Origin of the sequence: Falsiruegeria mediterranea M17 (assembly GCF_900302455.1) — a bacterium.
Lineage (GTDB): Bacteria > Pseudomonadota > Alphaproteobacteria > Rhodobacterales > Rhodobacteraceae > Falsiruegeria > Falsiruegeria mediterranea.
In genome coordinates this window covers 50,223-64,619 of the sequence record NZ_ONZG01000015.1, presented here as the reverse complement: position 1 = coordinate 64,619, position 14,397 = coordinate 50,223, and the positions used below count along the sequence as shown (strand labels likewise).

The window sequence follows — 14,397 nt, the reverse complement described above, 5'->3', positions numbered from 1 at the left end:
TTGATGACAATTCACAGGCATATGCTTGTCGGGGCGTTCGTTTCGTCGCTCTTCATGATAGAAGCAACGGCGCAGCAAACTGTGCAGTACCAAGTGGACCAAAACGCTGAAGCTGTTCAAAGAGCGGTAGAAGCGGCAGGGTTGGACGCTATTGTCGCAATTGACCATGCCCGTTTGGCTGCCGCCGAAGGTGTCGAAATGCCGGCCTCTCGGGTACAGGTGTTTTCGGACACTGAACTCAATACGGCGATACTGTCCCAGAACATCAGAGCGGGTCTGGATTTGCCCCTTAGGGTCCTGTCATTTGATGAAAGGGCCGAGGCCACCGTTATGTACACCGATTTTGCCTTTCTCGGTAAACGCCATGGTCTGAACTCGTCCGAGCTGGCGGATGCCTTCACGGCAAAGATGGATTCTGCTCTGGCTACAATAGAGGCGATTGCAGCCCCAATTCAGGGACTGACGGAAAACTATGGTGTTCTGGAGCTGACTTCTGCCCATGGGCATCCCGAAACCATCGAAAGGCTGCGAGCAGCCGTCATGTCACAAGGTGATACTGTTTGGTTCGGAGAGATGGACTTTACCCAGGAGGCCAAGGCGCTGGGCCATGACCTTGGACCGGCAACGCTGTTGCTGTTTGGCGGCCCTGCACCGGGCGGCGTAGCTATGGCAGAGTTCCCGGCAATTGGGTTGGATGCCTTTTGTCAAAAGCTGCTGGTTTATGAAGGCCCCGACGGCTCGGTCAGAGTCATCTACAACGACATCGCTGCGCTGGCCCAGCTTCATTATGGGCAAACGACAAAGCCGCATCACCAGTTGAATGAACGGTTGACCGCGACGTTTTCAAAGGCTGTCGAATAGAGCTTCGATGCGCGTGGTGGTCATTCCGCCTCGCGAGCTTTGTCCAGATAAGCTCGAACTTCGATCAGAATTGGCAAGGCGTCCGCAATTTTTGAAACGTCGATGCGCTGGGCCATTTGAACCATGTCCGGGCCTAGGGCTGCGATGGCGTTTTCGCGAAAGGTGCGGCCCTGATCGGTGAGCATCACGCATTTCGACCGGCTGTCTTTGGGGTTCGGCTCAAACGCGATCAATCCGGCCTTGTGCAGCCCTTTGAGCGTGTGCGTCATCGAGGTTTTGGGCACCTGCAGCGCTTGCGCAATCGACAGTGGCGTGCGGCCATCGCCCAGGCGGGTCAGGTGGTTGAGAACCGCAAAGTGTGAGACCAGAAACCCGTCGGGCAGACGGGTTTCGAACAGGCGGCTGGACAGTTGGCTGATGATACCGATCTCGTTGAAAAGGGCAAAGATCGTGGGGATGTCCTGTTCAGGTTTGGACAAGTTTTGCCTCCAATGGCCAGCGTGGGCTTGGCGCCACCTGCGGACCGTAACCGATGCGGGCAAACATTTGAACCGTTCCACCGTTCGGCGCGAGCCGGTTGTGGATTTCGTGGTAAAGCTCTGCCATTTCGGGATATTCCTGCAAGGCCTGGCTGAGGGGCTGCATGCCCAAACCGATGTCCGTAGCGGCCAGATTGAGCCTGAGCCAATCGGCACCTGCGGCGATCTGATCGCGGCGGCTGTTGGTCTTGGTCACCAGCCAGATGTGCCCCATCGCGGTATCGGTGTTGGCAAAGACCGCATCCAGCCCGCCGGTATAGGCCATTGAGGTTGTGTCCAGCGCTACGTCCCGCGTGAACAGACCGGTCATGTGAAGCGTTTCGAACATTGGCCCGGTAAAGTCGATGCCATCGGGATTGGCGTCGACTTCGCGATGGCCGATGCGGAACAGATCAACACTTTCTTTGTAGGTCGCCGGCGTTTCGATCTCGATCCTGAGCGCTTCGTGCGACAACTCGCGATAGATGGCGATGTCGTCAGGCTTTATCGAACCGCCAAAGGTTGTCGCGGTTGCGGCGGCTCGCAGGGTGGCAAGCTCGGTCGGAAGAACCGCGCGGGTGGTGTCAAAGGGCTCTTTGAGAGAGCGGCGGTTCATCACATGGGCAAAGAGCGGATCGGGGCGCTGGTTCGGGTCATTGGTAAATCGGGCGCGGGCGATGGGGCGATGGTCAAGCGTCGTCGGGTCTTCGCCTTCGGGGAAAAGGTCCAGATCGACGCGATAGCCGTCCTGGGCGGCAGCCATGCGCATGACCTCCAGGAAACAGCCAAGGCCGATGGTGATCTGACGGCTGAAGGGGTCGGTTTCCGGTAGCACCCGATCCGGATCGCAAAACAGGGTGACCTCATCGTCTTGGGACAGGTCGACCACCCAAGGCTGCCGGTTGTGCGGGTTGGGGGCGAGCAGGGCAAAGGAAAGCGCGTTACGGCGTGGCTCGGCGTATTGCCCGGCAAGGGCCCAGGGGCGCAGGGCCTGATTAGGGCGACGGGTGACGGCGTATCCGGCGGTGGCAGTGGCGGCAACGATGCAACCGCCGCCAATCAGTGCAAGGGTCTTCCGGCGAGAAAGGGACATGAGGGATCTCCATTTGGTGCGATATCGTATTAAATAGTGCGAAATCGTACTAATGCAAGAAGTATTGAAGGACATGGTGCGCGAAACGGCGGGGGTGCTCCCGCCCGTCGTCAATTTTTCTGACGAAAAACCTCCTCCCGTTGGGCCCAGCCTCGCTGCGCTCGGCGGTTGGCTTTTGCCGCGAACCAGGCGCCCCAAAGCGGAACCGCGCCAAGCCAAAGGCGAGGCGCCCGGCCCAAGGCCGTTAGCGGGGCTGGCGACGCCATGATCGCTCGGGTGCGGGAGCACTCCCGGATCTGGTCTATGTTTCAAAATACAAAAACGCCCGCTCCATCAGGAACGGGCGTTGGCGCATGTCCTTGCGCCATCCCACGGAGACCAATCATACACCGCGAGAGTTCATGACCCTCACAGAGAGGAGAACGCCTGATCCAGGCCGTCCGCCACGCGGTCCACATCCTCGAGCGTGAGGCACATCGGCGGCACCATTCGCAGCGAGCTTTGGAAGGGGCCGGATTTCGACAGGATCAGGCGTTGCGAACGGCAATGCTCAAAGACGGCCGCCGTGGTTTCCGCGTCCGGTTCCTTGGTCTTGCGGTCCTTGACCATCTCAATGGCCAGCATCAAACCCCGCCCGCGCACATCGCCGATGGCGGCGTGCTTGTCCTTCAGCTCATGCAGACGCGCCAGCAGGGCCGCGCCAACGGTTTTGGCGTTCTCCATCACCTTGTCTTCGCGAATGACTTGCAGCACCGCGCGACCCGCCGCACAGGACGTTGGGTTGGCGCCGTAGGTGTGGAACATGAACTTTTCGGCCATGGGGGCTGCGATTTCTTTCTTCGCCACAACGGCCCCGATGGGGAAGCCATTGCCCAGCCCCTTTGCCATAACGATGATGTCCGGCACCACGCCGTCCGCCTCGAACCCCCACATGTGATCGCCGGTGCGGCCAAAGCCTGATTGCACCTCATCTGCGATGTACAGACCTCCGGCCGCGCGCACCCGCTCGGCGGCACCTGACATGTAGCCTTTGGGCATTTCGATGATGCCGCCGTAGCCTTGGACGCTTTCCACGAACATGCCGGCGATCTGACCGGTGGTGGCGGTGCGGATGGTCTGGTCGATCTCGTCCAGATAGGGCGCGGCACCAGCGTTCTCACCAAAGATGCCGCGATACTGGTTGGGTTCGGCGACAAAAGCCACGTTGCCGGGCATGCCGGGATGCCGCCAGCCGCTGATGCCGGTGAGCGATTGTGCGGACGCAGTAGGGCCGTGATACGCCGTGCGCAGGGCCAGCAGATCCAGATTGCCCGTGTAGCTGCGCGCCATGGTCATCGCCAGGTCAATCGCCTCAGATCCAGAGTTGGTGAAATGTACCACCCACTCGTGGCCCTTGGGCATGGTCGCGGCCAGTTCCTCGGCCAGATGCGCCGGGGTAGGGTGGTAGAACATCGTCGTGCAATGGGTCAGCTGCTGTGCCTGTTCCATCGCGGCGGCCACCACGGTTGGGTGCGAATGCCCGACCGAGATGCAGACGTTCATGCCCAGAAGGTCGGTATACTTGTTCCCCTCGGCGTCCCACAGGTACTGCATCGATCCCCTCTGGAAAACGATCGGGTCCTTGAAGGGGACAAACTTGCGCTGACTGGCAGCATAGTAATTGTCGCGCCGGGCGGCAGTGGCCTGGGTGGACCATTCGGTGTTGAGCGGTTGGTGGGTCATGCTTGCCTCCCTCAGGCTTTCAAGCGCAGGTTTTCGGGGTCAAAGGGCGCGGCGGGCAGGATCGTGGCCTGCGTCCTGCGCCCCAGGATGGATACGGTGAGGTTGTCGCGCGCCGTGCGGTCGCGCAGATAGGCCAAGGCCAGCGTCTTTCCGGTGCGATGGCCGTGCGCACCCGAGGTGACAACGCCAACGATGTCACCGCCTTGCAGGACGGAATGCGCATAGAACGGGTCAAACTCGGGATCGTGGATTTCGAGTAGGACCATGTCCCAGCGGTCGTCTTTGGCTTTGCGCTCCAGCATTGCCTCGCGCCCAGTAAAGGCGCGGTCCTTGGTGCGGGCAAACATGCCAATACCCGCCTCGTGCAAGGTCCGCTCAGTGGTCAGATCACCGCCCCAGCCGCGATAGCCCTTCTCCAGCCGCATGGAGTTGGCAGCATAGGCGCCATAGTATCCCGTGCCCATCGGTTTGCCGGTGGCCTCGAGCGCCAGAAATACCTGTTCCGCGTCGGTGCGGTCCATGTGCAGTTCCCAGCCAAGTTCACCCAAGTAGGACACCCGCAACGCGCGCACCTGTGCGCCCGCTACGTCGATCACCTGAGCGCTGAGCCAGGGGAAGCCATCGTCCAAATCGACCAGCGTGTGCTGGCTGAGTATGTGGCGCGAGAGTGGTCCCATCAGGCCGATAACCGCCAGCTCGTCGCACCGGTTGGTGACTGCTACGTCGAACCCTTTGGCGTGGGCTGTCAGCTGATCCATGTCGATCTCTTGCGCCGCCGCTGCCGAGGTCAAATAAGCGTGGGTGTCGCTCAGCATGGTCACTGTGTACTCGGACAGCACTCCGCCCGCCGGGGTCAGCACATGTGTCAGGCCAATACGCCCATTCGCAGGCGGGCGGTTTGCCCCCAAGCTGTCGATGAACGCGCGGGCCTCGGGGCCGGTGATGTCGAACTTCGAGAACACGGACAGATCGGCCAACCCGGCCTTGGTGGTGACGGTCTCGACCTCTTTGGCGACATGTGGGAACCAGTTCGGACGGCGAAAGCTCTCATGCGCTATGTCGCCTTGTCTGTCCGAGAACCAGTTGGGCCGTTCCCAGCCATAGGCTGCACCCATGACTGCGCCACGCTCCACCATCAGATCATGCAGCGGCGACAGGCGCTTGCCGCGTCCGGCGGGGCGTTCTTCGAACGGATAGTGCACGCCAAATTGCAGGCCAAAGCACTCGATGGCTTTCTCGACCCGATAATCCCGGTCGGCCCAAGTACCAAACCGGCGGCTGTCCACCGCCAAAGCATCCATAGGCGGCGCGCCGTGCGTCATCCAATGCGCCAGGAACCAGCCCGAGCCGCCACCTTCCATCACGCCCATGCTCGACCCGGTCAGCAACCAGGCGTTTTCCAGCCCATGCGTGGGGCCGATCAGCGGGTTGGCGTCGGGGGTAAAGGTGATCGGACCGTTGACCACGGTTTTCACACCGCCATTCATCAGCGCCGGGATACGCTCCATCGCCGCCTCGATGATATGTTCCACCCGGTCCAGATCGGGCGGCATCAGGTCAGCGCCAAACTCGGGTGGCACGCCATCCACCGACCAGACCTGCGCTTCTTTTTCGTAAGGCCCCAGGATCAGCCCGTCGCGTTCCTGGCGCACGTACCAGCTTTCCTCGGGGTCGCGGATCATCGGCAGTTCGGGCAGCTTGGCGTCGATGCGCTCGGTAACCTCGGGCACCGCATCGGTCACCAGATACTGGTGCAGCACCGGTACGGACGGGATGTTGAGCCCCATCATGTGCCCGATCTCCCAGCCCCAGGTTCCGGCTGCATTGACGATATGCGTGGCGCGGAACGTCTCCTTGGCTGTCTCTACGATCCACTTACCATCCTCTCGCCGGATGGATTGCACCGCATTGTAGCGGCTGATCTTGGCTCCGTTGCGCGTGGCCACCTGCGCCATCGCATTGGTGGCCAGCGTCGGGTCCACATGGCCGTCATCGGGTTCATAGATACCCCCCAGCAATCCATCCAGCTTGGCCAGCGGGTGCAGTTCGGCGATCCGTTCGGGCGTCAGAACCTCCAGTGGATATCCGGTGAAATCCGACAGGCCGGCGACATGGCGGAATTCATCCATCCGATCCGAGTTGGAGGTGATACGCATCGCGCCAGAACGGTGAAAGCCGCAGTTCTGCCCGGTCTCTTCCGGCAGGATGTCGCGATAAAGGCGGACAGAGGTTGCACGCAGCTCCTGAATGGTTGGGTTGTGCGCAAAATGGGTGCACAGCCCGGCAGCATGCCAGGTCGAGCCATGGGTGAGGTCGTTCTTTTCAACCAGCACCACGTCGCGCCATCCTGCCTTGGTAAGATGGTACATCAGCGACACGCCCATGGCGCCGCCACCAATGATCAGGACCTGTGCGTTGCTCATCCGCGCATCCTTTCGCCTTTGGGGTCAAATGGGGGGCGGGGCAGGGCCCGCGCCGGATAGGTCTTACCTGCGATGTCGAAGCTGAAATCGCGAGCGCAGGTGTCGGCAAGCTTTTCACCGGGGGCGATCTCGATCATCCCCAAGGCCAGCGTCAGGCCGGTGCGCGCGCCCTTGGCGCCGGATGTGGTCAGGCCCACGACACGCCCGCCCTCAAGGATCGGCTCGTCATGCAGGATCAGCGGATCGCCCTCGACCTGGAACAGGCAGAGCTTACGCGTTACTCCTTGGGTGCGTTGTGCCTCAAGCGCTGATCTACCGATGAACTGTTTGCCCCAGTCAATGGTAAAGCCAAGTCCGGCCTCCAGCGGGGTGATCTCGGGGCCAAGGTCGTGGCCCCAATGGCGAAACGCCTTCTCGATCCGACAGGCCTCAAGCGCATACATGCCCATTGGTTTGGCTCCAGCGGTAGAGAGCGCGTCAAAGACTTTGCGGGCCTGGGTCACGGAAACATTCAACTCCCAGCCCAATTCGCCGACAAAGCTCATCCGCGTCGCACGACACGCCACACCCGCCACAGCCACGTCACGCACGGTAGAAAACGGGAAATCAACCCAATCCGCATCGCTTATCCTGTTCAGGATGTCCCGCGCCTCTGCGCCCATCAGGCCGATTACACACTCGTCATCGGTGACATCGTGCAAGGCAACCCGCCAGACCGCGAAGCGGCGGCGCAGCAGCGCCCCGTCCCGCCAGCGCGTCGCAGCACCAGAGGTGATGCGATAATGCTGGCTCCCCAAACGGGTCACGGTCAAATCGCCCTCGATCCCGCCTTTTTCGTTCAGCATCGGGGTATAGACAGCACGGCCCACAGGAACATCCATCTGAGCACAGACCAGTTCATTCATTGCTGCCACCGCATCGGGGCCGATCACGTCGAACTTGCCAAAGGGCGACAGGTCTAACAGCACCGCGCCATCCTGCATCCGCGCCGCTTCACGCCTTGCAATCGGATACCAGGACTGCGCCCCAACTGAGTAGGGCAACTCCCTCTCCGCGTCGTTCTCAGCATACCAGAGCCCACGCTCCCAGCCTGCAGTCAGGCCAAAGACTGCGCCCTGATCTGCCCAGGCCTGATGCAAAGCTGAACAGCGCAACCCACGACCGGCCTTGGGCTGTTTGAACGGCCAATGCATCGCCATCAGATCGGCCACACTCTCGGCCATCCGATCCGCCATATGCGCATTCGTTGCCGCACGCGGATCGGCTCGGGCCACATCGACCTCCCACAGGTCCATCGGGGCCTCGCCATCCACGATCCAATCCGCCAAGACACGCCCAATGCCGGCCGAGGACATTACCCCGACCGAGTTCATTCCAGCCGCAACAAACAACCCGTCCACATCCGGTGCAGCCCCAACCAAAGGCCGCGTGTCATTGGTGAAACTTTCCGGCCCGTTCATGAAATGCTGGATGCCGGTCTCAGCCAGTGCCGGAACCAGGTCCAACGCGGCCTCCATGAAGGGCATGAACTGCTCCCAATCTTCTGGCATCTCCAGAAATGGCCGGTCGCCTTCGGGGCCAAAGGCATCCCAGATCTTGGCGTCAGGCTCAAACCCGCCGATCACCAGCTTGCCAGCATCGCCCTTGATGTAGATACCTGTATCCATGTCGCGGATCACCGGAAACGGATCGGGTAAACCCGGCATCGGCTCGGTCACCACATACATATGCTCGACCGCCTGCAGCGGCAGGTGCAATCCGGCCCCTTCGGCGAGGGGCTTCGACCACGCCCCGGCGCAGATCACGACGCTCTCGGCTTCAATCTCTGTCCCATCGCCAAGCGCAACGCCCCGCGCGGTCCCGCCCTCAGAGAGGATACTGGCAACCCCGCAATTCTCGCGGATCTCCACGCCTTTGGACCGGGCCGCGCGGGCATAGGCCATGCACAGGTCCACCGGGTTCACATTGGCATCTTCGGCCACCCACATGGCGCCCGCGTGATCCGAGACATCAAGCCCCGGAACTTCTACCTCGTCCGCGCCGATGACTTGTGCGGTCAGCCCAAAGTGCCGCCCCAGGGTCGAGACCCGGTGCAACTCGTCCAGCCGCTCTTCACGCCGCGCCAGCCAATAACCACCCGTCTGACGGTAACCCGTTGCCATACCGGTCTCGGCCTCAAGCCGGGGAAACAGCTCCAGCGCATAGCTCGCCAGCTTGGTCATGTTGGGCGTGGCCCTGAGCGGGCCCACGATGCCAGCGGCATGCCATGATGTGCCCGAGGTCAGCTGATTGCGTTCCAATAGCAACACGTCCTCGGCTCCGCGATGCGCCAGGTGATAGGCCACCGACAACCCGATGGCGCCGCCGCCGATGATGATCGTGCGTCCCATCAGAAGTAATCCATGTCTGGCGTCTCGGACTTGCGCTGCGCGATATAGGCCTGCAACTCCTCGTCGATGGCCGGATCAAGGCCGGGGTCCTCATAGGCCTCCAGATGCTTCTTCCATAGGCCGTTGGCCCGTTGTGCGGTATCCAAAGACCCAGCCGCCTCCCAATGTTCATAGGCGTTGTTGTCGGGTGTCTCGGGCCGGAAGAGGGCGGACATGAAATTGGCTTGCGTGTGCTCGGAGCCAAGGAAATGCGCACCCGGACCAGTGGCGGCGATGGCAGACATGGCCTGCGCGTTCTCGCTCAGGTCGATGCCATCAAAGAAGCGGGCCAGCTTGCCACAGAGATCAGCGTCGATCATCGTCTTTTCAAAGCTGGTCACCAAACCACCCTCCAGCCAGCCGGTGGCGTGATTGATCAGGTTGGCACCTGCAAACATCGACATCATCAGACCCCAGGTCGCTTCCTGCTGGCTCTGCGCATCCGGTATTTTCGATGCGCTCAGCGTGCCGACCGTGTGCAGCGGCACCCCCAGACGGCGGGCCAGTTGCCCTGCGGCCAGAACCATCTGACCTGCTTCGGGTGTGCCAAAGGTCGGCGCCCCCGATTGCATTGACATCGTGGACGCAAAAGAGCCCATCAGCACCGGCGCGCCTGGTTTCACCAATTGCGCAAGCGTAAGGCAGGCAAGTGCTTCGGCCAGAACCTGAGCCATGGTACCTGCGACGGTGCAGGGGCTCATGGCGCCTGTCAGCACCCAAGGGGCGGTGGCGACCGGCTGACCAGCGCGGGCATAGGTTTTCAAGGCACCTGACATATGCGCATCCATCACCAGCGGTGCGTTGGTGTTTGACACGCAATAAAGCACTGGGTTTTCGGCCACATACTCCGCGCCAAAGACGATCCGCGCCATATCTAGCGCATGACCGGCGCGCTCAGCGCCGATGAAGGCCCCCATGAACGGCCGGTCGGAATAGCGAATGTGAGCATAAAGCATGTCCAGATGCCGTTTGTTGGCGGGCAGGTCGACCGGCTCACAAACCACGCCGCCCGAATGATGCAGCCAAGGAATGGTGTGGTGCAGCTTCACCAGCGTCTGAAAGTCGTCAAACGTCGCATAGCGGCGACCCCGGTCCAGATCATGCACAAAGGGCGGGCCCCACGACGGGCAGAGCACAGTGGCATCGCCGCCCATCTGCACCGAATTGGCCGGGTTGCGGGCGTGCTGCATGAACTGTTTGGGCGCGGTGGCCTGAATGGTCTTGCGGCAGAACCCGCGTTCAAACCGCACCCGCGTGCCGTCCACGTCGCAGCCCGCATTGGCAAAAATCTCAAGGATTTCGGGATCTTCGACAAACTCCATGCCGGTTTCGGCCAGGATCGTGTCGGCGTTCTCCTCGATCAGGCTCAACCCCTCTTCGCCGAGGATGTTGAACGTACCCAGCTTGCGCAGGATGAAGGGCGTGCGGGGCTGTCCGACCTGGCCACGTGATGCGCCCCGATCGCGTTTGCGACGACGTTTTACAGGTGTCTCAGTCATGACCCGCCTCCCTCGGTTGGGCATAATCTGGCGGTTGCGGGGCATTCGATCAATTGACAGTTGTCAGTATTAGGATTTCTAATAGTGGAAGGTGCGAAAGGCTGATCATGGATGTAAAATTCACAACGAATGCAAATATTATCAAAGCGTTGGAGGTTTTTGTTGCGGTTGTCGAAACCGGTCAGATGACGGCGGCGGCACGGCTGGTTGGAATGACACAATCTGCCGCTTCGCAGCACATCGGGACCTTGGAAAAACACTATGATGTCAGGCTGTTGGACCGTTCAACGCGCCCGGTGAAGCCGACCCAGGCCGGGGTGCTGATGTACCGCCATGCGGGCCGCATCCTGCAGGCGGTTGGGGAACTGGCCAGCGACATGCGTCACCAGGGTCCAACGCCCATCAGCAGGTTGCGGTTGGGGTTGCAGGCTTCGATCGCCACGACCCTGTCACCCGGTTTGGTGCGGATGGCCAAGGACCGCTTTGGCGTGCAGGATATGGTGCTGCATGCGGGCCAGAGCGGCGATCACGAAGCGCTGCTCAGGACCAAACAGGCCGATATTGCCATCACTTCAGATCCGCTGCTGGATATGGATGGGTTGGAACGTCATGCGGTTCTGACCGAGGCGTTTTTGCTGGTCCTGCCGTCCGGATTTGATCAACCGGTGCAGGATCTGGAACAGGTGCTGCGCCACCTGCCGCTGGTGCGCTTTGCCGATACCACCAATGTGGGTCGCCGGATCGGGCAACATCTGCGCCGCCTGCGTCTGCAGCCCGAACGGGTGATCCTGGCCGACCGATCCAGCATGGTGACGGCCTGTGTCGCCGATGGCATGGGGTTTACCCTGTTGACACCGACCCTGTTGATTGACGGGTTGGTGGAACGCATGCCATTGGATCTGCGGCCCTTGCCCGGGGCGGGGATGAGTCGCTCGATCACGGTTGTGGCCCGGGACGGAGAGTTGGGGGAATTGCCCAAAGCGTTTGCCGAATACGCTCGTGTGTCGCTAGTGGACCAGATCGCGGGGCAGATGGGCAAGATCGGCACCGCCGCTTTGGCTGGTCTGGAGACAGAGGAGGAGCCCTTATGACGCCGAACGATTTGCCACCCCAGATTGAAACGCCCGCCGCCTGGGTTGGACGCGATCTGTCCGAGCGGCCCGAGGATTGGCTGTATCAGCTGACACCGGATGACGTCGCCGACCTGGAACAGGCAGCGCGGCACTTCCTGTCGCTGGATCGTGATGTCGGAGAGATCACGGCCGAGGATTTTCCCCTGACGCAGTTTGCCGATCACCTGAGCGCGTTGCGCGACAAGCTGCTGAGCGGTGTCGGTGTCGAGGTGCTGCGCGGACTGCCAATAGAGACCTATGATCAGAAAATGGCGGCAGCGGTGTTCTGTGGCATTGGCGCACATCTGGGCTCGGCCCGGTCACAGAACGCGGATGGTCATATCCTGGGCCATGTGCGTGATGTCGGGCGGGACCCGAATGATCCTACGGCGCGCATCTATCAGACCTCGGCCCGGCAGAGCTTTCATACTGACAGTGCAGACGTGGTGGGGCTGCTGTGTCTGCGGGATGCCAAAGAGGGGGGCGACTCGCTGCTGGTGAGCGCCGAAACGATCTTTAACCGGATGCGCGCGGAACGTCCCGATCTTCTGTCGCTGCTCTTTGATCCCATCGCCACCGACCGGCGCGGCGAGGTGCCCGAGGGCATGGACCCCTTTATGACTATCCCGCCGTTTAGCTGGTTCGCGGGCAAGCTGACGGTGTTCTATCAGCGCCAATACATCGATAGCGCACAGCGGTTCGAGGGCGCATTGCGACTGACCCCCGCCCATGTCGAGGCGCTGGACATGTTCGATGCGCTCGCCAATGACCCCGATCTGCACATCACCATGCGACTGCAACCGGGTGATATGCAGTTCGTCTATAACCATGCGATGCTGCATGACCGGACCGGGTTCATAGACTGGCCGGACTCCGACAAACGCCGCCACCTGTTCCGCCTGTGGCTGTCGCTGCCTGGCGATCGGACACTGCCGCCGGTGTTTGCGCAACGTTATGGCGACCTGACCGTTGGTGCGCGGGGCGGGATCATAACGAACCACACCCGACTTCATGCGCCGTTGGATTGACGCGAGCGGTCATGCCAGCCGGTCGCACAAAAGGAGAGTCGACCTGTAATATTCATCTGTTAGAATGGCTGGGTGCTACGCTTTGGTGGTACGCATTTTTAGGATGGAATAATGACGAAATTCAGAAAGATCGCAGCTGTTTCCTTGTTTGTTGCAGGGATTTCGACACCAGCTTTGGCACAGAATTTTGTGCCCTTTGGCGAAGCCGGCGGATGGAAAGTTTACACCAAAACCGATGACAATACCTGTGTTGTCGAGACCAACAAGGATGGCCTGATTATTCAAATGGGCGTTCTCAAAAGCGGTATCGGTTACATCGGGGCCTTCACGCATGAGCCCGATGGCGCCTCGGCTGATGGTGGCACCACGCTGAACATCGATATCGATGGAAACCAGTACTACGCACCTGAAAATGTCGTGCATGAGAACGAGCAGGGCTTTTCGGGATCTTACATCGCTGCAGATAACCCGGAATTCATCTCGGATGTTGCCAATGGCCAAACCATGAAAGTCGTCGACGAAACCCGGGTGTTTACCTTGGATTTGACGGGCACGAAGGCAGCCATGGAAATGGGACGCGCGTGTCTGGCAGCCGCAGGCGGCTGATCCGAAAAGACTTCAGTGCCAAGGTGGCGCCGCGCCCAGGTTCGAGCGCGGTGCCCGCTGTGCATTCTCGCACCGAAGGTATGTGATTGCTCCCAGTTGTGCGTTTCTGTCCAGGGTCTAAGTTGACCGGTAAGCAACCAGGAGGCACCGCAATGAGCTGGAACCCAATACTTGACGCTGACATTCCCATTGGCGACGCCGTGGATGCCATTGAAACCGTCATCGTGCCCCGTGCGCGAGATCTGGGCGGGTTTGAAGTGCGCCGCGCCTTGCCCGCACCCAAACGGCAGATGGTCGGACCCTTTATTTTCTTTGATCAGATGGGCCCGGTCGAGTTTCTGACTGGACAGGGGATCGACGTGCGCCCGCATCCGCACATCGGATTGGCGACGGTCACCTATCTGTACAAGGGCAAATTGCACCACCGGGATTCGCTGGGAACGGACCAGTGGATCGAACCGGGCGCGGTGAACTGGATGGTGGCAGGCCACGGCGTGACCCACTCTGAGCGCACCGATGAAGAGGCGCGCAAGTCGCCGCTCTCGATGTTTGGTCTTCAGACCTGGGTGGCGCTCCCGGACGAGGTGGAGGACACGCCCGCCTCGTTCGAACATGTGGGTGCAGCGGAGCTACCTGAACTGACCGGTGAGGGTAAAACCGTGCGCCTTATTCTGGGCGACGCTTATGGCGAGCGCGCATCGGTCAAAACACCGAGCGAGATGTTTTATGCCGACGCTGTGTTGGAAGCTGGCGCCGCGATCCCGATGCCCGACAATCACGAGGATCGGGGATTGTATGTCGTTGGCGGCTCTGTCTCCATCGCGGGGCAAGAGTTCGAGGCGGGGCAGATGGTGGTGTTCCGCCCCGGCGACCGCATCAGCGCCAAGGCCGGGCCCACTGGTGCGCGGCTGATGCTGCTGGGGGGCGCGACAATGAACGGGCCGCGCCACATCTGGTGGAACTTTGTTGCCTCGTCGAAAGAGCGGATCGAGGCCGCGAAAGAAGCCTGGCGGGCCGGGGACTGGATGCATGGGCGTTTTCAGCTGCCTCCGGGCGATGATCAAGAGTTCACGCCCTTGCCCGAACGCTAGGGGGCTGGCACCACG

Annotated in this window: 11 protein-coding genes; 5 read left to right on the top strand and 6 right to left on the bottom strand. The window is 61.0% G+C overall.

Annotation, left to right across the window (positions count from 1 at the left end; translation table 11 throughout):
• The first annotated feature begins 3 nt into the window (after nt 1-3).
• Complete coding sequence (locus TRM7615_RS22690; protein WP_235824185.1) at nt 4-861, top strand: DUF302 domain-containing protein; 858 nt, start codon at nt 4-6, stop codon at nt 859-861.
• 20 nt (nt 862-881) lie between these two features.
• Here the strand turns inward: TRM7615_RS22690 and TRM7615_RS22685 are convergent, their stop codons facing one another.
• From TRM7615_RS22685 to TRM7615_RS22660, 6 genes are all read right to left on the bottom strand, one after another.
• Nucleotides 882-1,340, bottom strand: coding sequence for a MarR family winged helix-turn-helix transcriptional regulator (locus TRM7615_RS22685; RefSeq protein ID WP_108792050.1), 459 nt, complete (start codon nt 1,338-1,340; stop codon nt 882-884).
• Entirely contained in the window at nt 1,327-2,472 is a 1,146-nt protein-coding gene (locus TRM7615_RS22680) for an Acg family FMN-binding oxidoreductase (RefSeq protein ID WP_108792048.1), read from the bottom strand. Before TRM7615_RS22680 ends, TRM7615_RS22685 begins: the two co-directional genes overlap by 14 nt.
• A 408-nt stretch (nt 2,473-2,880) precedes the next feature.
• Nucleotides 2,881-4,194: an aspartate aminotransferase family protein gene (locus TRM7615_RS22675; RefSeq protein ID WP_108792046.1), complete on the bottom strand. Its 1,314-nt coding sequence runs from the start codon at nt 4,192-4,194 to the stop codon at nt 2,881-2,883.
• Between the two features lie 11 nt (nt 4,195-4,205).
• Entirely contained in the window at nt 4,206-6,617 is a 2,412-nt protein-coding gene (locus TRM7615_RS22670) for a GcvT family protein (protein WP_108792044.1), read from the bottom strand.
• Nucleotides 6,614-9,007, bottom strand: coding sequence for a GcvT family protein (locus TRM7615_RS22665; RefSeq protein ID WP_108792042.1), 2,394 nt, complete (start codon nt 9,005-9,007; stop codon nt 6,614-6,616). The genes TRM7615_RS22670 and TRM7615_RS22665 overlap by 4 nt, the downstream gene beginning before the upstream one ends.
• The gene (locus TRM7615_RS22660) at nt 9,007-10,545 is read right to left on the bottom strand and encodes a trimethylamine methyltransferase family protein (RefSeq protein WP_108792040.1); all 1,539 of its coding nucleotides are present in this window, start codon (nt 10,543-10,545) and stop codon (nt 9,007-9,009) included. Before TRM7615_RS22660 ends, TRM7615_RS22665 begins: the two co-directional genes overlap by 1 nt.
• 107 nt (nt 10,546-10,652) lie before the next feature.
• On the opposite strand from TRM7615_RS22660, the gene TRM7615_RS22655 reads away from it, so the two are divergent.
• The 4 genes from TRM7615_RS22655 to TRM7615_RS22640 all read left to right on the top strand — a co-directional run bounded on the left by TRM7615_RS22655 (nt 10,653) and on the right by TRM7615_RS22640 (nt 14,382).
• The gene (locus TRM7615_RS22655) at nt 10,653-11,636 is read left to right on the top strand and encodes a LysR family transcriptional regulator (RefSeq protein ID WP_108792038.1); all 984 of its coding nucleotides are present in this window, start codon (nt 10,653-10,655) and stop codon (nt 11,634-11,636) included.
• Nucleotides 11,633-12,685 (top strand): TauD/TfdA family dioxygenase, encoded by a 1,053-nt coding sequence (locus TRM7615_RS22650; protein ID WP_108792036.1) that lies wholly within the window; start codon nt 11,633-11,635, stop codon nt 12,683-12,685. The genes TRM7615_RS22655 and TRM7615_RS22650 overlap by 4 nt, the downstream gene beginning before the upstream one ends.
• A gap of 111 nt (nt 12,686-12,796) precedes the next feature.
• Nucleotides 12,797-13,291 carry a hypothetical protein gene (locus tag TRM7615_RS22645; RefSeq protein WP_108792034.1) on the top strand — a complete coding sequence of 165 codons (495 nt, stop codon included), beginning with the start codon at nt 12,797-12,799 and terminating at the stop codon, nt 13,289-13,291.
• Nucleotides 13,292-13,443: 152 nt separating this feature from the next.
• Nucleotides 13,444-14,382, top strand: a complete 939-nt coding sequence (locus tag TRM7615_RS22640) for a pirin family protein (protein WP_108792032.1) — start codon at nt 13,444-13,446, stop codon at nt 14,380-14,382.
• Nucleotides 14,383-14,397 lie beyond the last annotated feature (15 nt).